21 protein-coding genes and 1 tRNA gene are annotated in these 18,244 nt (G+C 75.5%); 14 read left to right on the top strand and 8 right to left on the bottom strand.

Annotated features, from left to right (window positions below; genetic code table 11):
* Positions 1 to 747: 747 nt before the first annotated feature.
* Complete coding sequence (locus ACI78Q_RS21305; RefSeq protein WP_456925459.1) at positions 748 to 1,389, top strand: cation transporting ATPase C-terminal domain-containing protein; 642 nt, start codon at positions 748 to 750, stop codon at positions 1,387 to 1,389.
* A 16-nt stretch (positions 1,390 to 1,405) separates the two neighbouring features.
* Here ACI78Q_RS21305 and ACI78Q_RS21300 read toward each other — a convergent pair whose 3' ends face one another.
* On the bottom strand, positions 1,406 to 1,834 hold the full coding sequence (locus ACI78Q_RS21300; protein WP_456925458.1) for a hypothetical protein: 429 nt from the start codon (positions 1,832 to 1,834) through the stop codon (positions 1,406 to 1,408).
* Positions 1,835 to 1,937: 103 nt separating this feature from the next.
* Between ACI78Q_RS21300 and ACI78Q_RS21295 the strand changes: the two genes are divergently transcribed.
* The 4 genes from ACI78Q_RS21295 (at position 1,938) to ACI78Q_RS21280 (ending at position 3,963) form a co-directional block, all read left to right on the top strand.
* A tRNA-Met gene (locus ACI78Q_RS21295) sits at positions 1,938 to 2,011 on the top strand.
* 137 nt (positions 2,012 to 2,148) lie between these two features.
* Positions 2,149 to 3,438, top strand: coding sequence for a cytochrome P450 (locus ACI78Q_RS21290; protein WP_456925457.1), 1,290 nt, complete (start codon positions 2,149 to 2,151; stop codon positions 3,436 to 3,438).
* Positions 3,438 to 3,635, top strand: coding sequence for a ferredoxin (locus tag ACI78Q_RS21285; RefSeq protein WP_456925456.1), 198 nt, complete (start codon positions 3,438 to 3,440; stop codon positions 3,633 to 3,635). Before ACI78Q_RS21290 ends, ACI78Q_RS21285 begins: the two co-directional genes overlap by 1 nt.
* A gap of 40 nt (positions 3,636 to 3,675) precedes the next feature.
* A complete protein-coding gene (locus tag ACI78Q_RS21280) occupies positions 3,676 to 3,963 on the top strand; it encodes a GNAT family N-acetyltransferase (RefSeq protein WP_456925455.1) in 288 nt (95 codons plus the stop codon).
* A gap of 12 nt (positions 3,964 to 3,975) precedes the next feature.
* Here the strand turns inward: ACI78Q_RS21280 and ACI78Q_RS21275 are convergent, their stop codons facing one another.
* The 3 genes from ACI78Q_RS21275 to ACI78Q_RS21265 form a co-directional block, all read right to left on the bottom strand.
* Positions 3,976 to 4,485: a VOC family protein gene (locus ACI78Q_RS21275; RefSeq protein WP_456925454.1), complete on the bottom strand. Its 510-nt coding sequence runs from the start codon at positions 4,483 to 4,485 to the stop codon at positions 3,976 to 3,978.
* 47 nt (positions 4,486 to 4,532) lie between these two features.
* Positions 4,533 to 5,681, bottom strand: coding sequence for a cystathionine gamma-synthase (locus ACI78Q_RS21270; RefSeq protein WP_456925453.1), 1,149 nt, complete (start codon positions 5,679 to 5,681; stop codon positions 4,533 to 4,535).
* 77 nt (positions 5,682 to 5,758) lie between these two features.
* Positions 5,759 to 7,156, bottom strand: a complete 1,398-nt coding sequence (locus ACI78Q_RS21265; protein ID WP_456925452.1) for a cystathionine beta-synthase — start codon at positions 7,154 to 7,156, stop codon at positions 5,759 to 5,761.
* A 200-nt stretch (positions 7,157 to 7,356) separates the two neighbouring features.
* Here ACI78Q_RS21265 and ACI78Q_RS21260 point away from each other — a divergent pair, with 200 nt between their 5' ends.
* From ACI78Q_RS21260 to ACI78Q_RS21230, 7 genes are all read left to right on the top strand, one after another.
* Positions 7,357 to 7,794 (top strand): nuclear transport factor 2 family protein, encoded by a 438-nt coding sequence (locus tag ACI78Q_RS21260; protein WP_456925451.1) that lies wholly within the window; start codon positions 7,357 to 7,359, stop codon positions 7,792 to 7,794.
* 50 nt (positions 7,795 to 7,844) lie between these two features.
* Positions 7,845 to 8,624: an aldo/keto reductase gene (locus tag ACI78Q_RS21255; protein ID WP_456925450.1), complete on the top strand. Its 780-nt coding sequence runs from the start codon at positions 7,845 to 7,847 to the stop codon at positions 8,622 to 8,624.
* Positions 8,625 to 8,712: 88 nt separating this feature from the next.
* On the top strand, positions 8,713 to 9,906 hold the full coding sequence (locus ACI78Q_RS21250) for a cytochrome P450 family protein (RefSeq protein ID WP_456925449.1): 1,194 nt from the start codon (positions 8,713 to 8,715) through the stop codon (positions 9,904 to 9,906).
* Between the two features lie 55 nt (positions 9,907 to 9,961).
* Positions 9,962 to 10,978 carry an aldo/keto reductase gene (locus tag ACI78Q_RS21245; RefSeq protein WP_456925448.1) on the top strand — a complete coding sequence of 339 codons (1,017 nt, stop codon included), beginning with the start codon at positions 9,962 to 9,964 and terminating at the stop codon, positions 10,976 to 10,978.
* Positions 10,975 to 11,559, top strand: coding sequence for an XdhC family protein (locus ACI78Q_RS21240; protein WP_456925447.1), 585 nt, complete (start codon positions 10,975 to 10,977; stop codon positions 11,557 to 11,559). The genes ACI78Q_RS21245 and ACI78Q_RS21240 overlap by 4 nt, the downstream gene beginning before the upstream one ends.
* A complete protein-coding gene (locus ACI78Q_RS21235) occupies positions 11,556 to 12,935 on the top strand; it encodes an FGGY family carbohydrate kinase (protein WP_456925446.1) in 1,380 nt (459 codons plus the stop codon). The genes ACI78Q_RS21240 and ACI78Q_RS21235 overlap by 4 nt, the downstream gene beginning before the upstream one ends.
* 71 nt (positions 12,936 to 13,006) lie before the next feature.
* Entirely contained in the window at positions 13,007 to 13,204 is a 198-nt protein-coding gene (locus ACI78Q_RS21230; RefSeq protein ID WP_456925445.1) for a hypothetical protein, read from the top strand.
* A 111-nt stretch (positions 13,205 to 13,315) separates the two neighbouring features.
* Here the strand turns inward: ACI78Q_RS21230 and hisN are convergent, their stop codons facing one another.
* Complete coding sequence (gene hisN, locus ACI78Q_RS21225; protein WP_456925444.1) at positions 13,316 to 14,113, bottom strand: histidinol-phosphatase; 798 nt, start codon at positions 14,111 to 14,113, stop codon at positions 13,316 to 13,318.
* A gap of 22 nt (positions 14,114 to 14,135) precedes the next feature.
* Entirely contained in the window at positions 14,136 to 14,312 is a 177-nt protein-coding gene (locus ACI78Q_RS21220; protein WP_456925443.1) for a DUF2795 domain-containing protein, read from the bottom strand.
* Between the two features lie 52 nt (positions 14,313 to 14,364).
* Here ACI78Q_RS21220 and ACI78Q_RS21215 point away from each other — a divergent pair, with 52 nt between their 5' ends.
* Positions 14,365 to 14,901, top strand: a complete 537-nt coding sequence (locus ACI78Q_RS21215) for a DUF2087 domain-containing protein (RefSeq protein ID WP_456925442.1) — start codon at positions 14,365 to 14,367, stop codon at positions 14,899 to 14,901.
* Between the two features lie 101 nt (positions 14,902 to 15,002).
* Entirely contained in the window at positions 15,003 to 15,725 is a 723-nt protein-coding gene (locus tag ACI78Q_RS21210) for a hypothetical protein (protein WP_456925441.1), read from the top strand.
* Positions 15,726 to 15,732: 7 nt separating this feature from the next.
* On the opposite strand, the gene rsgA is transcribed toward ACI78Q_RS21210, so the two are convergent.
* Both rsgA and aroA read right to left on the bottom strand, forming a co-directional pair.
* A complete protein-coding gene (gene rsgA, locus ACI78Q_RS21205; RefSeq protein ID WP_456925440.1) occupies positions 15,733 to 16,605 on the bottom strand; it encodes a ribosome small subunit-dependent GTPase A in 873 nt (290 codons plus the stop codon).
* A 140-nt stretch (positions 16,606 to 16,745) separates the two neighbouring features.
* The gene (gene aroA / locus ACI78Q_RS21200) at positions 16,746 to 18,014 is read right to left on the bottom strand and encodes a 3-phosphoshikimate 1-carboxyvinyltransferase (protein ID WP_456925439.1); all 1,269 of its coding nucleotides are present in this window, start codon (positions 18,012 to 18,014) and stop codon (positions 16,746 to 16,748) included.
* Positions 18,015 to 18,244 lie beyond the last annotated feature (230 nt).

The following is an 18,244-nucleotide window of genomic DNA, read 5'->3' as shown; positions in this document are numbered from 1 at the left end:
GCGTTCGCTCCGGCGAACGGGGCGCGCGCCCCGGTGGCAGAAGCCACCGTGCACCCCGTTCCGCCCGTCCCTCCACCGCAGGCGCGCGGTCGCGCGCCGTGGGTCACCACACGCGACCTCGAGCTGCTCCCGCACCCGCCGTTCGGGCGGTGGACGATCACGATGAACCCCGTAAGCACCCGCATCCGCATCCGCCGCCTCGAGCACCGGCTGCCGGTCACCGGGCGTGCGCAGCTCGTGGACGGCGCCCGCCAGCACTGTCTCATCTGGTCTCGCCCTCGCATCTGCCCTGCAGCTCGAGGACGCCGGTGGCACCGGCGGACCGGAGGTTGGACCCGCAGGCGCCGGGGTACAGACACCGCCACCGGCAGGCGACAGAGGGCCATCCGAGTCCGGGGCGCACCTGCCGGTGAACTCATGCCCGGCACGCGCCCCGTTCTCCGCAGCATCGTCGGTGCACAGGGACCCGTCCGCTGAGCAGTCCCGCACCATGGGCGAGTCCACCGCGCGACCCGCCTCGCAACGTGCTCCTGGGTCACGCGGCCCGGCGCCGCCCATCGCAACCGGAGACACTCGTGCGCTCCGCGCCGTGGCAGCACCAGCCACGACCTGACCTCGGCCCCGGCGTGACCACCCTCGGCCGCTGGAAGCCGGCCGGCATCGCCCAGCTCACCGCCGGCCGGCTGCAGCTCGGCGCCGCGCTCCACGACGGGAGCCGGCCCGGCCGCGCCGACGATCCTCTCGTCGGTGCTGCAGCTCATGGTGTTGGCGACGATCCTCGACATCAACCAGGGCGTCGCGCTCTTCCCGCTCCAGTTGCTGTTCGCGAAGTTCTTTGTCGTCATCACCGTGGTGATCGGGTTCATCGTCGACGTCCCGGATCCCGGCGTCATGCAGCGGCCGCCGCGCGCGCCGGGCACGAAGATCGTCAACCCCCCTCAGGTCGTCCGCCGGGTGGTCACCGGGTTCATCGTCGCCGCGTGCGGCCTGGCCGTGCTCGCCTGGGGGCCGGACGAGCCCAGCACCGAGCAGGCGTCGGCGTCCATGACGATGGCCTTCGCGGTCGTGTCGCTCAGCGCGGTCAACATCGGGCTGGTGATGCGGCGGGAGCGGGAGGCGCCGTGGTCGTCGCCGGTCTTCCCGTACCTCGGCTGGATCGTCTGCGGCTGGGCCCTCACGTGGGCGGCCGTGGAACTCGACATGCTCGAGCGCCTGCTCGACACCACGTCGCTGACCGGCGGGCAGTGGTTGACCGTGATCGGCCTCTCCCTCATCGCGCCGTCCGTCGTCGCGGTCGACAAGGCGGTCCAGCTCAGGCGACAGCGGACCGCGGGCAGGCGAGCCGGCGCGGTGGACACGACCGGGCGATCCCTCGCGGTCGGTTCCTAGCCGACCACGACCAGGCTCAGCCGGCCGCGGTCACCCACTCGACGAGCCCGGCGCGGCGGGGGCGCGGGACGGCCGGCGGCGCCGGGTGCCGGTCGGCCCCCGGCAGCAGCGGATGCCGGCCGGTGTCGCCGTCCGCCGTCGGCCGTGCCCGGCCGGACGCGATCCCAGGAGCGGTCCGCGGCACGGGCACCGGAGGGGAGACCGGGACGACGGCCTCGACGGCGGGCGCCGGGACGACGGCCGCGGTCGGCAGGCGCAGGTGCGCGAGGTCGGTCCAGGCGGTGTGCCGGAGCCCACCCACGACGCAGCAGACGCGGACGCGGCACGTGCCGGTCTCGTCGAACCGCCAGCCCAGCAGGTCACCGGGGAACCAGTGGCCGGCGTGGAAGACCTCCACCGGCTGCGGGTCGCCGCGGAAGCTGCTGGTCGCCACCTCCGCCGCCACGGGCGCGACTGTAGGTGTCCGGACAGAAGCGGAGCGTGAGGCGCGCGCGTACCGGAGGGGGCGTCCGACGCCGTTCCGGTGGGCGTGTATGGTGGAGGTGCGACGCGGGGTGGAGCAGCTCGGTAGCTCGCTGGGCTCATAACCCAGAGGTCACAGGTTCGAATCCTGTCCCCGCTACTCCTCGCAGAGGGCCCGGTCACCACGGTGGCCGGGCCCTCTGCCGTTCCAACGCCGGGCCCGGGTTGTGTTGTGCCTCACCCCTGCGTCTCTCTAGCGTTCCGGTCACCGCTGACCGTCCGTGAGGAGGGCGCTCCGTGTCCGTCGAGACCGTGCCACCCGTTCCCGTCGACCTGGACGCCGTCGACCTGTCCGACCGGGAGTGGTGGGCGGGCCCGCCGTCGGTCCGCCACGCGACGTTCGCCGCGCTCCGCCGCGAGCGGCCGTGGGCCTTCTACGCCGAACCGGTCATGCCGATGCTGCCGGTGGGCCCCGGCTACACCGCGGTCACCCGCTACGCCGACGTCGAGGCGATCAGCTCCCGGCCGGCGGTCTTCTGCTCCGGGCAGGGGGCGGTCTCGATCCAGGACATCCCGGCCGACCTCAACGAGTTCTACGGGTCGCTGATCAGCATGGACGACCCCCGGCACGCCAAGATCCGCCGGATCGTGTCGAAGACGTTCACCCCGCGCATGCTCGAGCAGGTGCTCGACTCGGTGCGCGCCGTCGTCGACGACGTCCTCGCCGCGGCCCGGCGGACGGCGGCGGCCCACGGCGGGGCGATCGACGTCGTCGCCGACATCGCCGCGCCGATCCCGCTGCGGGTCATCTGCGACATGCTGGGCATCCCCGAGGAGCACCGCGCGAGCGTGCTGGCGCAGTCGAACATCATCCTGTCCGGCGGGGACCCTGACCTCATCGAGGACCAGGACGACCCGCTCAACGCCTTCCTGCTCGCCGGGATGGAGCTGGCCGGGCTCATGGAGCGGCTGGCCGCCGAGCGGCTCGCCCACCCCCGCCAGGACCTCACCACCGCGCTGGTGACCACCGAGGTGGACGGCGAGAAGCTCTCGCACCAGGAGATCGCGTCGTTCTTCATCCTGCTGCTGGTCGCCGGCAACGAGACCACCCGCAACGCCATCTCCCAGGGCGTCCTCGCGCTGCACGAGCACCCCGACCAGCGGGCGCGCTGGATGGCCGACGCCGGCCTGGACCGCACCGCCGTCGAGGAGGTCGTGCGCTGGACCAGCCCGGTCACCTGGATGCGGCGCACCGCCACCCGGGACGGCGAGGTCAACGGCCACCGGTTCGCCGCCGGCGACAAGTTCCTGCTCTTCTACGGCTCGGCCAACCGGGACCCGGAGGTGTTCGCCGACCCTGAGGTCTTCGACCTGGGCCGCGATCCCAACCCGCACGTCGGCTTCGGCTCGAAGGGGCCGCACTTCTGCCTGGGGGCGCACCTGGCGCGGCGCGAGCTCGCCGTCACCTTCCGCGCGCTGTTCGACCAGCTGCCCGACCTGGAGGTGACCGGCGAGCCGGACCGGCTGCGCTCCTCCTTCGTCAACGGCATCAAGCGGCTGCCCGCGCGGCTGGCGGCGGTCGGCTGATGCGGGTCACGGCCGACCTCGAGCGCTGCGTGGGCTCGGGCACCTGCGAGGCCCTCGCGCCCGCGGTCTTCGAGGTCGGGGACGACGGCGTCGTCACGGTGCTGCGGCCGCAACCGGGTGCGGACGAGGAGTCCGACGTCCGGGAGGCCGTCGCCCAGTGCCCGACCCGGGCCCTGGCGTTGGCCGACGACGACTGATCGGCGGAACAGTGCCGGGCGGGGACGGGTTGCCGCGACCATGGAGCTGACCGTCCGGGACAACCCGGGAGCCGACCGCTACGAGGTCCGGGACGGGGACCGCGTCCTCGGCCTGGCCGCCTACCGGCGCCACGGCGACCAGGTGGTGTTCACCCACACCGAGGTCGACCCCGACCAGGGCGGCAGCGGCGTGGGCGGCACCCTGGCCCGCGGCGCGCTGGACGACGTCCGGTCGCGCGGGCTGCGGGCCGTGCCGCGCTGCCCGTTCATCCGCGGCTGGATCGAGCGGCACCCCGAGTACGCCGACCTGGTCGACCAGCCGTCGTGACGCGGGGCACCGCTACAGGACGTGGTGTCCGTACATCTCGCCCAGCGGGTCGGCGATGAGCTCGATGCGGGCGCCGTCGGGGTCGCGGAAGTAGACCGAGACGCCGCTGTGCACGACGTGCTCCACCCCGGCGTCGGTGAGCCGCTGCACCAGTTCCTCCCAGCGCGCGGGCTCGACGCTGATGGCCATGTGGTGCAGACCGCCGAGCACCTCGGCGTACGGGCCGACGTCGAGGCCGGGGAAGTCGAAGAACGCGATGAGGTTGCCGTTGCCGATGTCGAAGAAGAAGTGCGACGACCCGGGGTAGTCGCGGTTCTCGATCAGCTCGGTCAGCGGGAAGCCCAGGACGTCCTGGTAGAAGCGGACGGTCCGCTCGACGTCGCTGCTGATCAGCGCGGTGTGGTGCAGCCCGCGGGCGGTGGACGCCGGCCGCTCGCCGGCCGGACGCAGGTGGGCCGCGCGGATGCGGTCGCGCTCCTGCGCGACGGCGGCCAGGTCGACGGCGCTCTCGGTGGTGCTCACGACTGCATCCTCCTCGGGTGGGTGGCCGGGGTCGACGGGGTCCCTCCTCAGGTGAGGGCCTGTTCCAGGTCGGCCAGCAGGTCCTCGACGTCCTCGATGCCGACCGACAGCCGCACCAGGTCCGCCGGCACCTCGAGGGGTGAGCCGGCGGCGCTGGCGTGGGTCATCCGGCCGGGGTGCTCGATGAGCGACTCCACCCCGCCCAGCGACTCGGCGAGGGTGAACACCCGCGCCCGCTCGCAGACCCGCAGCGCCGCCTCCTCGCCCCCGGCCAGCCGGAACGACAGCATCCCGCCGGAGCCGGACATCTGCTTGGCGGCGATGTCGTGGCCGGGGTGGTCGGGCAGGCCCGGGTAGAGCACCGAGGTGACGGCGTCCGAGCCCAGCAGGAACTCGGCGATGCGGGCGGCGTTGGCCTGGTGGCGGTCCATGCGCACGCCGAGGGTCTTGAGGCCGCGCAGCACCAGCCACGAGTCGAACGGGCCCGCCACGGCGCCCATCGCGTTGTGGGAGAAGGCCAGTCGCTCGGCGAGGTCCGCGTCCTCCCCGACGACCAGCGCGCCGCCGACGACGTCGGAGTGCCCGCCCAGGTACTTGGTCGTCGAGTGCACGACGACGTCGGCCCCGAGGGTGAGCGGCTGCTGCAGGTACGGCGAGGCGAAGGTGTTGTCGACGACGAGCAGCGCGCCGGCCTCGTGCGCGACCTCGGCCACCAGGGCGATGTCGGCGATGTTGAGCAGCGGGTTGGTCGGGGTCTCGCACCAGACCACCCGCGTGGTGGGCCGGATCGCCGCCCGCAGCGCGTCGACGTCGTTGAGGTCGGCCGGGGTGTGCTCGACGCCCCAGCGCGAGGCCACCTTCGAGATCAGCCGGTACGTGCCCCCGTAGGCGTCCCCGCCGAGGACGACGTGGCTGCCGGGTTCGCAGACCGTGCGCAGCAGGGTGTCCTCGGCGGCCAGGCCCGAGGCGAAGGCCAGGCCCACGGTGCCCTGCTCCAGCGCGGCCAGGGCCTCCTGCAGCGCGGTCCGGGTCGGGTTGCCGCTGCGGCTGTACTCGTAGCCGCCGCGCAGCCCGCCGACGCCGTCCTGCTTGTAGGTGGTCGTCAGGTGCACGGGGACGATGACCGCCCCGGTGGCCGGGTCGGGTTCCTGCCCGGCGTGGATCGCACGGGTGTTGAAGCCGGGGGTCGTACCCATGGCTCGACTCCGACCTCGTTCCGCTCCTCGCTCGCCGGCGCTCGCTGCGGTGCTCGCTCGGGCGTCGTCCTCGCGACTCATGCGCCGACCGTAGGCGCGAGGCCGGCCAGGTGCCCGAGCACGTCCTGCCGGGTGACGACGCCGGCCGGCTTGCCGTCGACGTGGACCAGCAGGGCGTCCGCGGAGCCCAGCGCGGCCACCGCGGCGTTGACCGGCTCGCCCGAGCCGATGATGGGCAGCGGCGCCGACATGTGCCGCTCCACCCGGTCGCCGAGCCGGGCCCGGCCCTCGAAGAGAGCGTCGAGCAGGGTCTTCTCGTCGACGGACCCGACCACCTCGCCGGCGGTCACCGGCGGCTCGGCGCGCACGACCGGCAGCTGGCTGACGCCGTACTCGCGGAGGATGTCGATCGCCTCGCGGACGGTCTCGTTGGGGTGGGTGTGCACCAGCGTCGGCGTCTCCCCGGACTTGGCGCGCAGCAGCTCGCCCACCGTCTCCTCGCCGCCGGTGGCGTCGAGGAAGCCGTAGTCGGCCATCCACTCGTCGCTGAAGATCTTGCCGAGGTAGCCGCGGCCGCCGTCGGGGAGGAGGACGACGAGGACGTCGTCCCGGGTCAGGTGCTCGGCCGCGCGCAGGGCGGCGACCACGGCCATCCCGCAGGAGCCGCCGACCAGCAGCCCCTCCTCGCGGGCCAGCCGCCGGGTCATCGCGAACGAGTCGCCGTCGCTGACGGCGATCACCTCGTCGGCGATGGTGCGGTCGTACGTCGACGGCCAGAAGTCCTCGCCGACGCCCTCGACCAGGTACGGCCGGCCGGTGCCGCCGGAGTAGACCGACCCCTCCGGGTCGGCGCCGATGACCCGCACCCGCCCGCCGGAGGCCTCCTTGAGGTAGCGCCCGGTGCCGCTGATCGTGCCGCCGGTGCCCATGCCGGTGACGAAGTGGGTGATCCGCCCCTCGGTCTGCGCCCAGATCTCCGGGCCGGTCGTCTCGTAGTGGGACTGCGGGTTCGCGGGGTTGGAGTACTGGTCCGGCTTCCACCCGCCGGGCGTCTCGCGGGTGAGCCGGTCGGACACCGAGTAGTAGGAGCGCGGGTCGGCCGGGTCCACGGCGGTGGGGCAGACGACGACCTCCGCGCCGTAGGCCCTCAGCACGTTGATCTTCTCCTGGCCCACCTTGTCGGGGCACACGAACACGCACCGGTAGCCGCGCTGCTGGGCCACCAGCGCCAGGCCGATGCCGGTGTTGCCGCTGGTCGGCTCGACGATCGTGCCGCCCGGCTGCAGGGCGCCGCTCGCTTCGGCGGCGTCGACCATGCGCACCGCGATGCGGTCCTTCACCGAGCCGCCGGGGTTGAGGTACTCGACCTTGGCGAGCACGAGCGGGGCGTCGGGACCCAGGTCGCGGGTGACCGAGGTCAGCCGCACCAGCGGGGTGTTGCCGACCAGGTCGATGACGGACTCGGCGTACTGCACGGGGCCCTCCTCGGCGGGCGCCGTCCACCGGCACCTCGACGCACCCATCCCATCAGACCGCCGACGGGTTCCGGCCGGCCCCGCCGCCGTCCGGGCGAGCACGCTCGTCGCGGCGCACGGGGAGCCGCCCGGACCGTGCCGGCGGGGCCACCATGTCAGTGTCCTGACACCGCCACGGGGGCCGTGAACCGGAGGGCGCCATGTCCACTCCACCCGCCACCGCCGTCATGACCAGGGCACTGATGGACGAGCTGGTGGACGGTCACTACCGGGCCGAGGAGACCGCCGATCTCGACTCGCTCGTCGCCGGTTTCGCGGCCGACGCCGAGCACGACGTCGTCGGCCGTCCCGGTGGACCGCTCCACGGCACCGACCGGATCGCGGAGTTCTACCGGGACCTGTTCGCCGACCTGCGGATCGACCGGTTCGAGCCCGTCCGGCGGTGGTACGGGCCCGACCACGTCGCCGACGAGTCGCTCCTGCACGCGACGGCCGTGGGACGGCCGTTCGGGTTCGACGGTCGGGGGCGGCCGGTACGGGTCCGGTTCCTGCACGTCTTCGACTTCCGGGACGGCCGGATCAGCCGGGAGAGCGCCTGGATCGACATGGCCGCGATCCAGCAGCAGCTCGGCGACTGACGGCGCCCGTACCGGGTGTCGTCCGGCGCGGTCGGGGGCATCGGCCCGGCATGACCGAGACCGTCCCCGCCGTGCCGCTCGCCGACGGCCGCCGCATGCCACTGGTCGGCTTCGGCACGTGGCAGCTGACCGGGCCGACCTGCTACGACGCCGTCCGCACCGCTCTGGACGCCGGCTACCGGCACCTGGACACCGCGACGATGTACCGCAACGAGGCCGAGGTCGGGCGGGCGCTGCGCGACTCCGGCCTCGACCGGGACGAGGTCTTCGTGACCACCAAGCTGCAGCCGAGGGACGCCGGCCGCCCCGACCGGACACTGTCGGCGTCGCTGGACGCGCTCGGGGTCGACGCCGTCGACCTGTGGCTCGTCCACTGGCCGATCGACGGTGGCGGCGAGGGCGTGTGGGAGCGCTTCGTCGCCGCCCGCGAGGCCGGCCGGGCCCGGGCGATCGGGGTCAGCAACCACTCCCTCGTCCAGGTCGACCGGCTGACGCGGGCGACCGGCGTGACGCCGCAGGTGAACCAGGTCAGCTGGGCGCCGGCGCGGTACGACGCGGCGGTCGAGGCGGGGCACCGGGAGCGCGGGATCGTCCTCGAGGGCTACAGCCCGTTCAAGAACACCGACCTCGGGGACCCGGTGCTGCGGGAGGTCGCCGACGCGCACGGCGTGACCCCGGCGCAGGTGGTGCTGCGCTGGCACGTGCAGCACGGCGTCGTCGTCATCCCCCGGTCGGCCACGCCGGAGCGGATCCGCGCCAACCTGGCGATCGGCGGTCTCACCCTGACCGACGACGAGATGGCGCGGATCGACGGCCTGTCGCGGGGGTGAGGGACGGCGACACCCCCGTTCCGTCTTGTCGCGCCGGACCGCGGCGCCGACGCTGGGCGGGGGAGCCGGCTGGGGCAGGGGGCGCGGGGTGACGACGGTCGACGACTCGGTGTTCGAGGGCTCGTTCTGGCGGGACCCGTACCCGGCCTACGAGCGGCTGCGGGCGCAGGCCCCGGTGCGGCAGGTGGCGCTGCCGCGGGGCGGCAGCACGTGGCTGATCACCCGCTACGACGACGTGCGCGCCGCGTTCACCGATCCCCGGCTGGTCAAGGACCACCGGGCGACCCTGCCGCCGGAGCTCCGTGCGCGGGCCCCGCGCCTGCCGGGGCCGTTCGGCTCGATGATGATCCTGCTGGACCCGCCGGACCACACGCGGCTGCGGCGGCTGGTCGCCCGCGCGTTCACCCCGCGGCGCACCGCCGAGCTGCGGCCGCGCATCGAGGCGCTGGCCGCCGGGCTGCTCGACGGGCTGCCCACCGGGGAGCCGGTCGACCTGCTGGCCGGCTATGCGGTGCCGCTGCCCATGGCCGTGATCTGCGAGCTGCTCGGGGTGCCCGAGGCCGACCGCGGCGCCTTCGGCCCCTGGTCGCGGGCGCTGGTCGACGACCGCGACGACGCCGACGAGCAGCAGGCCACCGCCGGCCTGGCGCGGTACCTGTACGACCTCGTCGAGGCCAAGCGGCGGTCCCCGGACGGCGCCCTGATCTCGGCCCTGGCCGAGGTCTCCGAGTCCGGCGACCAGCTGAGCACCGAGGAGGTCGTCGCGATGGGCGTGCTGCTGCTCATCGCCGGGCACGAGACCACCGCCAACCTCATCGGCAACGCGGTGCTGGGGATCGCCACCGACGCGGCGCTGCGGGAGCACCTGCGGAGCGACCCGGAGCGGATCCCCGCGGCGATCGAGGAGTTCCTCCGCTGGGACGGCCCGGTGCACAACGCCCCGCTGCGCTTCGCCGCCGAGGACGTCGAGTACTCCGGCACCACGATCCCCGCCGGGTCGGTGGTGACGCTCTCGGTGGGAGCGGCCAACCGCGACCCGGCCCGCTTCGACCGGCCGGAGCTGCTCGACCCCGACCGCGACGCCGGTGGCCACCTGGCCTTCGGCCACGGGCTGCACTTCTGCCTCGGTGCCCCGCTGGCGCGGCTGGAGGGGGAGGTGGCCCTGCGCTGGCTGCTCGACCGGTTCCCCGGCCTGCGCCTGGCCGTGCCGGCGGAGGAGCTGCGGCACCGGCGCAGCGTCATCGTCCACGGCCTGGAGCGGCTGCCGGTGCTGCTCTCGTAGCGGGACCGCGACGGGGCGGTGGCGGTCGAAGAACCCGCGGGGCGAGGATGCGCGGGTGACCTCCTCCCACCCTGTCGGAACCCGCCCGCTCGGCCGCGACGGCCTGGTTGTCTCCACCCTCGGCCTCGGCTGCATGGGGATGAGCCAGAGCTACGGAGCCGCCGACCGCGACGAGTCGGTCGCCACCATCCACCGCGCGCTGGACCTCGGCGTCACCTTCCTCGACACCTCCGACGTGTACGGCGACGGGCACAACGAGGAGCTCGTCGGCGAGGCGATCGCCGCGCGGCGCGACGAGGTGCACCTGGCCACCAAGTTCTCCATCTCGCGTCAGGACGGCCGCATGGTCATCGACGGCCGCCCGGAGAACGTGCGGGCCCGCGCCGAGGCGAGCCTGCGCCGGCTCCGGGTCGACGTGATCGACCTCTACTACCAGCACCGGGTCGACCCGGAGGTGCCGATCGAGGACACCGTCGGCGCGATGGCCGAGCTGGTGCAGCAGGGCAAGGTCCGCCACCTGGGCCTGTCCGAGGCCAGCGCCGCCTCGATCCGCCGCGCGGTCGCCGTCCACCCGATCGCCGCACTGCAGAGCGAGTGGTCGCTGTGGACCCGCGACCTCGAGGGTGAGGTGCTGGGCGTGGCCCGCGAGCACGGGATCGGGATCGTGCCGTTCAGCCCGCTGGGCCGCGGCTTCCTCACCGGCGCGATCACCAGCCCCGAGGACTTCGCCGAGGACGACTTCCGGCGCGGCCACCCGCGCTTCACCGGCGACGCCTTCGCCGCCAACCTCCGGCTGGTCGAGGCGGTCCGGGCCATGGCGGCGGAGAAGGGCTGCACGGCCGGCCAGCTGGCGCTGGCGTGGGTGCTGGCGCAGGGCGGGGACGTCGTCCCGATCCCCGGCACCAAGCGGCGCTCCTACCTCGAGGAGAACGTCGGCGCGGCCGCCGTCGAGCTGTCGGACGACGAGCTGGCCCGGCTGTCGGCGATCGCCCCACCGGGCGTGGCCGAGGGCAGCCGGTACGCCGACGCGTCCTACGCCTACGGCGACAGCCCGGAGCGGGCCGCGCGATGACGACGCCCGCGCGAGCATCGCAGGGAGCGCCGGCGACCGAGGAGCGGAACGGGGTCGGGGTCGAGCCGGGTGGCAGCGCGCCCGACCCGAACTGCGGGGTCGCCCACGGCGCCCCGGCCGGCGAGCAGACCGGGCGGCTGCTGGTCGCCGTCTTCGCCTCCCCGGTGGCCGAGGTGCTCCGGCGGTGGGCCCCCGAACTCGGCTTCCGCACGGTGCTCCTCGACCCGGACCCGGCCCGCGGCGGCGACGTCCCCGGCTTCGCCGGGCTGGACGTCGACCTCGCCGACGCCGACGTCGTCGTCACCGACCACCACCGGCCCGAGCTGGGCGAGGTGCTCCGCGACGCGCTGGCCCGCCCGGTGCGCTGGGTGGGCGTGATGGGCAACCCGCGGCACGAGGGGCCGCACGTCGCCGCCCTGGCCGCCCTCGGCGTGGCGCCGGAGGAGGTGGCGCGCGTGCACCGGCCGATCGGCCTGGACATCGGCTCCCGGACGCCGCCGGAGATCGCCCTGAGCACGCTGGCCGGGCTGCTCGCCGACCGGAACGGCCGCAGCGGCGGTTCCGCCCACCGGCCGCGGTGAACGCCGTCCTGTTCGGTGCCGACATCGGCACGAGCGGGCTGAAGCTCGTGGCGCTCGACGAGTCGGGGGCGGTGGTCGCGGAGGGGGAGTCCGGCTACGACGTGGACCGCCCGCGTCCCGGGTGGGCGGAGACCGACCCGGCGCTGTGGCGGCGCGCCCTGGACGACGCGCTCGCCCAGGTCGCCCCTGCGCTGGCCGGCCGCCGGGTGGCGGGGCTGGGCCTGTCGGGGCAGATGCACGGCGTCGTCCTGGTGGACGAGGCCGGCGTGCCGCTGGCCCCGGCGGTGCTCTGGCCCGACTCCCGGGCCGTCGCCGAGGTGGCCCGCTGGCGCGCGCTGCCGGACGACGCCCGCGCCGCGCTGGCCAACCCGCTGGTGCCCGGCATGACCGGCCCGGTGCTCGCCTGGCTGGCGGTGCACCGGCCCGGGCTCGTGGCGCGGGCCGCCGCGGTGCTGCTGCCCAAGGACGCCGTGCGCGCCACGCTCGTGCCCGACGCCGACCCGGGGGTCACCGACCGCAGCGACGCCTCCGGCACGCTGCTGTGGGACGTCGTCGCCGACGGCTGGTCGGCCGCCGCGACCGCCGCGGCCGGGATCGACCCCGGCCGGTTGCCCGCGGTGCGCCCCTCCGCCGAGGTCGTGGGCACCGCCGGCCTCCCGGTCGGCGAGGTGCCGGTGGTGGTGGGCGGCGCGGACACCCCGCTGGCGCTGCTGGCCGTGGGCACCGGCGCCGCCCGCCAGGTCAACCTCGGCACCGGGGTCCAGGTGCTCCAGCCCCGGGGCACACCCGCGCCCGCCGCCGACCCGCCGGTGCACTGCTACGCCGACGTCGGCGACGGCTGGTACGCGATGGCGGCGCTGCAGAACGGCGGGCTGGCCTGGACATGGGCTGGCCAGGTGCTCGGGCTGCCCGGCGCGGCGCTGTTCGACGCCGCGGCAGCCGTGCCGGCCGGCGCCGGGGGAGTGGTCTTCAAGCCGTTCCTCACCGGCGAGCGCGGGGGGATCGCCGGTCCGGCCGACCGCGGGAGCTGGACGGGGCTGTCGGCCGGCACCACCCGCGCCGACCTCGCCCGGGCGGCCGTCGAGGGCGTGGTGTTCGCGATGGGCGCGGCGGCGGAGCTGCTGGGCGGCGAGGGGCCGGTCGTGCTCACCGGGGGCGGCGGGCGGTCGCCGGTGGTCTCCCAGCTGGTCGCCGACGTCCTCGGGGAGCCGGTGCGGTACCTGCCGATCCGGAGCGCGTCGGCCGTGGGAGCCGCCCTCCTCGCGGGTGTCGGGACCGGGGTGGAGGTGGCTCCGCGGCGGGAGCCCGGCCTCCTGGTCGAGCCGCGGCCCGGCCCGGAGCTGCGGGCGGCTGCCCGCCGCTGGCGCGGGGGGTGAGCGGAACGGCGGCGGGGCACCACCCGTTGACCGGGAGAGTCCACACCGAGTGCCGAGGAGGAGATCGCGACATGGCGTCGCTGTTCACCAAGCTCACCCAGTTCGCCAACACGCCCAAGGGCCGGGAGGTCATCCAGCAGGCCACCGCGAAGGCCCAGCAGTTCGCCAACGACCCGAAGACCCGCGCCAAGATCGAGGAGGCGCGCCGCAGGTTCCAGGGCGGCCGCGGGTCCAGCGGCGGCGACCGCGGCTGGGGCGTCGGCCACTGAAGAAGGACCACCCTCCTCCCCACGCCTCGCAGGCTCGGCGCGGGCCCCTGGAGGGTGGCCGTTCCAGTACGTCACCTCGGCCGGGCCCGCGGTGGGCCCGGCCGGGGCGCCTCAGGAGGAGGGGCGGAGCAGGCCGAGCGCGGCGTCGTGCAGCGCGCCGTTGGTCGCCAGCGCGCTGCCACCGGCCGGACCGGGCACCCCGGTCAGGTCGGTGAACCGGCCCCCGGCCTCCCGCACGATGACGTCGAGCGCCGCGAGGTCCCACAGTGAGACCTCCGGCTCGCAGGCGACGTCCACCGCCCCCTCCGCCAGCAGCACGTAGCTCCAGAAGTCGCCGTAGGCGCGGGTCCGCCACACCGACCGGGTGAGGTCGAGGAAGCCGCCGAGCAGGCCGCGCTCCTCCCAGCCCGACAGGCTCGAGTACGACAGGCTCGCGTCGGGCAGCGAGGTCACCTGCGAGACGGTGCAGCGGGTGGCCGACTCCAGCCGCCGGCCCGTCCAGGCGCCGACGCCCTTCGCCGCCCACCAGCGCCGGTTGAGCGCCGGTGCCGAGACCAGCCCGACCACCGGCTCGTCGCCGTCGAACAGCGCGATCAGCGTCGCCCACACCGGCACCCCGCGGACGAAGTTCTTCGTCCCGTCGATCGGGTCGAGCACCCAGCGCCGCGGCCCGTGGCCGGTCACGCCCATCTCCTCGCCGAGCACCGCGTCGCGGGTGCGCGCGCGGGCCAGCGTGATGCGCAGCTGCTCCTCGACCGCCCGGTCGGCGTCGGTGACCGGCGTCAGGTCCGGCTTGGTGTCGACCTGGAGGTCCAGCGCACGGAAGCGATCGAGGCTGATCGAGTCGGCCTGGTCGGCGAGCACGTGCGCCAGGTGCATGTCACCCGTGTAGTCCCGGCCCGGTGTCATGGGCACCGAACCTAGCGGGCGCTCAGTCGAACACCGCGGAGCTGACCCCGCTGGGCCCCTCGTACTCGCGGTCCTCGATCTTCTGCAGCGCCCCCAGCACGTCCTCGTCGCTGCCCTTGGCGTGCTCGAGGATCTGCTCCTTCGTGGCCGGGTAGTCCATGCCCTTGAGGGCCTTCTGGATGTCGATGGGGCTCACCATGCCCCCGGGCTACCCGCGCCCCGCCCCGGGGAAGCGCGGATACCGTCGGGACGTGGACGCCGCGACGATCGCCGGGCTGCTCGCCGACCCGGCCCGCCTCAAGGTGGTCGCCGCGCTCGCCCTCGGCGCCGGGACCATCGAGGAGGTCGCGCAGGCCACCGGGCTCTCCCTCAAGGACGTCGCCCTCGCCGCCCGCCGGCTGGCCCGCGCCGGCCTGGTCCGCCGCGACCGGCACGACCTCGAGCTGCTGACCGACCGCTTCGGTGCAGCCGCCCGGGCCGCCGCGGAGTCCGCGCCGCCGCCCGAGCCGCTGTCGGACGACCCGGCGGAGCACGCGGTGCTGTCGGCGTTCGTGCGCGACGGGCGGCTGGTCTCCATCCCGGCCCAGCACAGCAAGCGGCGGGTGGTGCTCGAGCACCTGGTTCGGGTGTTCGAGGTCGGCGTCCGCTACCCGGAGCGGGAGGTCAACGCGCTGCTCGCCGTCTGGCACCCCGACACCGCCGCGCTGCGCCGCTACCTGGTCGACGAGGGCCTGCTCACCCGGGAGGCGGGCCTCTACTGGCGCAGCGGCGGCTGGGTCGACGTCTAGCAGGACCCCGTACTCCTCACCGCTCGCGGGCTCGCGGCGAGCCTCTGGACGGGGCCGCGAATCCGCTGGTCCGCACGGCGATCGCAGCCCACACTGCGCGCGTGCCCGACGCCGACGACCTCCGCGCCCTGGCCCGCTCGTCGCCGTGGCGTTGGACGACGCTGCGGTTCACCCTGCGCCGGTGGCGGGTGGGCGGGCCGGTGCGGGCGTGGGTGCGCCGGCCCGACGCGCTGCGCGTGGAGGCGGTCGACGGCGGCCTGCTGCAGGTGGTGCGGGAACAGCGGCGGCAGGTCGGCGTCCTCACCGCGGACGGCGGGCGGATCCTGACGCTGCCCTGGCCGGCCGAGGGCCCGGCGCCGGTGCTGCGGGGCGACGGGCTGGTCGCCGAGCGGCCGCGCGAGCTGTCCTACGACGACCCGATGTACCAGAGCTACGAGTGGGTGGCCCTGCTCGACCCGGTGGAGCTCGCCGACGGGCGCGACGCCACGACCGGCGCCCCGGGTCCGGCCGGGCTGGAGGTCGACCGTGTCACGGAGGTCGAGCACGGCGGGCGGCCGGCGTGGGAGGCGGTGGTCCGGACGACGCCGGCCTACGAACCGCGCTGCGCGTGCTGCTCGCTGCTGCGCGACCGGCGCATCGACGAGCTCGAGTGGGGCGCCCCGCAGGAGGGCGCCGAGTACCCGACGCGGCACCGGGTCCGGCTCGACGTGCGGACCGGCGTCTGCGTGCTGACCGAGGCGCTGGACGGCACCTGGGCCGGTGACGGGCACGACCTCCGCATCGAGGCTGTCGACGAGCCGATGGACGACCGGCTCTTCGCCTGACCCCGCGTCAGTAGCCGGGGCCGAGCTGGCCGACGGCGTCCAGCAGCCGGCGCAGGCTCTCCAGCCGCTCACGGCGGGCCGGGGGGCCGGCGTCGGCCCACGCGTCCAGCACGCAGTCGGGGTCCGCGGCGGTGTGCCCGCAGCCGGGCGGGCAGTCGACGGCGGCCTCGGCGACGTCGTCGAACGCGGCCACGACGTCCTCCGCGGTGACGTGCGCGAGCCCGAACGAGCGGATGCCGGGGGTGTCGATGACGGTGCCGCCGCCGGGCAGGTCCAGCAGCACCGCCGAGGACGACGTGTGCCGCCCCTTGCCGACCTTGGTCACCTCGCCGGTGGCCCGGAACGCGTCGGGCACCAGCCGGTTGACCAGTGTCGACTTGCCGACACCGGACTGGCCGACCAGCACGCTCATCCGCCCGTCGAGGCGGTCCAGCAGCCCGTCCAGCGGCGTCTCCCGCGACATCGGGACGGCGTCGACGTCCAGGCCCGCGTAGCGGTCCAGCAGCGGCTGCGGGCTGGCCAGGTCGGTCTTGGTGAGGCACAGCAGCGGCTCGAGCCCGCCGGCGTAGGCGGCCACCAGGCAGCGGTCGAGGAAGCCCAGCGCCGGCTCCGGGTCGGTGACGGCGGTGACGACCACAAGCTGGTCGGCGTTGGCCACCACGACCCGCTCGGTGGGGTCGGTGTCGTCGGCGGTGCGCCGCAGCGACGTCGTCCGCTCCTCGATGACGACGATGCGGGCCAGGGTGTCGGTGCGCCCGCTGGTGTCGCCCACCAGCCGCACCCGGTCGCCGACGACCACCCCGTGCCGGCCCAGCTCCCGGGCGCGCATCGCGGTGACCTCCAGCGGCCCGCCGTCCGCGCCGTCGACGCGCACCGTCATGCGGCCCCGGTCGACGGCGACCACGAGCCCCGGGACGGCGTCGTCGTGGGTGGGGCGCGTGCGGGTCCGCGGTCGCGAGCCGCGGCGGCTCGGCCGGACCCGGATGTCGTCCTCGTCGGACCGGCGGTCGTGCCGGCGGCTCAGCGCTCGGCTCCGAGCATCGTGGTCCACCGCTCGACGAAGTCGGGGAGGGTCTTGGTCACCGCTCCCGGGTCGGCGGCCTCGACCCCGTCGATCGCCAGTCCGAGCACGGCCGCGGCGTGCACCATGCGGTGGTCGGCGTAGGAGTCCAGGCGGGCGGGCCGCCGCGGGCCGGGGGTGACGACCAGCCCGTCGGGCAGCTGTTCCACCGTCGCCCCGACCGCGCTGAGCACCTCGTCGAGGGCCTGCAGCCGGTCGGTCTCGTGCCCGCGCAGGTGCCCGATGCCGGTCAGCCGGGAGGGGCCGTCGGCCAGGGCGCACAGCGCGGCCAGCACCGGGGTGAGCTCGCCGACCTCGCCCAGGTCGGCGACCAGTGGCGCGATGCGGCCGCCCCCGCTGACCTGCAGGCCGTCGCCGGTCCGCGTGACCGACGCGCCCATCTCGGTCAGCAGCCGGTCCAGCTGCCCGCCCGGCTGCGTGGTGGCCTCCGGCCAGTCGCGGACCGTGACCCGCCCGCCGGTCACCAGCGCCGCCGCGAGGAACGGGGCGGCGTTGGACAGGTCGGGCTCGAGCACCTCGTCGCGGGCGGCGATCGGGCCGGGGGAGACCCGCCACCCGCGGTCGGTGGCCGCGACCTCGACGCCGCGCTCCCGCAGGGACGCCACGGTCATCTCCACGTGCGGCATCGACGGCAGCCCGCCGGCGAGGGCGAGGTCGAGGCCCTCGTCGAAGCGGGCGGCGGCCAGCAGCAGGCCGGAGACGATCTGCGAGGACTCGCTCGCGTCGACGGTCACCGCGCCGCCGCGCACCCGCCCGGTGCCGTGCACGGTGAACGGCGCCCGCCCGCGGCCGCCGTCGTCGATCTCGACGCCGAGGTCGCGCAGCGCCGCGATCAGGCCGGCGTTGGGCCGCTCGTGCAGCCGTGGGTCGCCGTCCACCCGGACCGGACCGGTGGCCAGCGCCGCGACCGGCGGCAGGAAGCGCAGCACGGTGCCGGCCAGCCCGGCGTCGACCTCGGCCGGGCCGCGCAGCTCCCCGGGGGTGACCAGCCAGTCGTCACCGTCATCGGAGACCGGCACCCCCAGCGCGCGCAGGGCGGCGGCCATGAGGTCGGTGTCGCGGGCGCGCAGCGGGCGCACCAGCCGGCCCGGGCCGTCCGCGAGGGCGGCCAGCACCAGGGCGCGGGCGGTCAGCGACTTGGAGCCGGGCAGGGCCACGACGGCGTCCACGGGGGTCGCACGGTGCGGCGTCGTCCAGACCTGCGTCACGGCCCCCAGTGTGCCCTGCGCGAGTCAGCCCCCAGCAGGACGGCGACGGCGGCGGCCACCCGGCGCTCCCAAGCCGCCCCGGCGTCGGCGCCCTCGACGGCGGCCCGGGCCCCGTCGCGACAGGGCCCGGGCCACGACGGGGTCAGCCGGCGGCCGCGGCGTCGGCCGGCTTGGCCTTCTTCGCCCCGGCGGTGCGGACCAGCCGGCGGTTGGCGAACTCGAACATGCCC

This window comes from Geodermatophilus sp. SYSU D00705 (genome assembly GCF_054050135.1).
Note: the sequence above shows the minus strand (reverse complement) of the source record. Positions and strands in the feature narration are given on the sequence as shown.

Coding starts and splice junctions, on each gene's coding strand:
- ACI78Q_RS21285 (WP_456925456.1), top strand. CDS start 3,438: ATGCGGGTCACGGCCGACCTCGAGCGCTGCGTGGGCTCGGGCACCTGC.
- ACI78Q_RS21280 (WP_456925455.1), top strand. CDS start 3,676: ATGGAGCTGACCGTCCGGGACAACCCGGGAGCCGACCGCTACGAGGTC.
- ACI78Q_RS21270 (WP_456925453.1), bottom strand. CDS start 5,681: ATGGGTACGACCCCCGGCTTCAACACCCGTGCGATCCACGCCGGGCAG.
- ACI78Q_RS21260 (WP_456925451.1), top strand. CDS start 7,357: ATGTCCACTCCACCCGCCACCGCCGTCATGACCAGGGCACTGATGGAC.
- ACI78Q_RS21255 (WP_456925450.1), top strand. CDS start 7,845: ATGACCGAGACCGTCCCCGCCGTGCCGCTCGCCGACGGCCGCCGCATG.
- ACI78Q_RS21240 (WP_456925447.1), top strand. CDS start 10,975: ATGACGACGCCCGCGCGAGCATCGCAGGGAGCGCCGGCGACCGAGGAG.
- ACI78Q_RS21230 (WP_456925445.1), top strand. CDS start 13,007: ATGGCGTCGCTGTTCACCAAGCTCACCCAGTTCGCCAACACGCCCAAG.
- hisN (WP_456925444.1), bottom strand. CDS start 14,113: ATGACACCGGGCCGGGACTACACGGGTGACATGCACCTGGCGCACGTG.
- ACI78Q_RS21220 (WP_456925443.1), bottom strand. CDS start 14,312: ATGGTGAGCCCCATCGACATCCAGAAGGCCCTCAAGGGCATGGACTAC.
- rsgA (WP_456925440.1), bottom strand. CDS start 16,605: ATGACGGTGCGCGTCGACGGCGCGGACGGCGGGCCGCTGGAGGTCACC.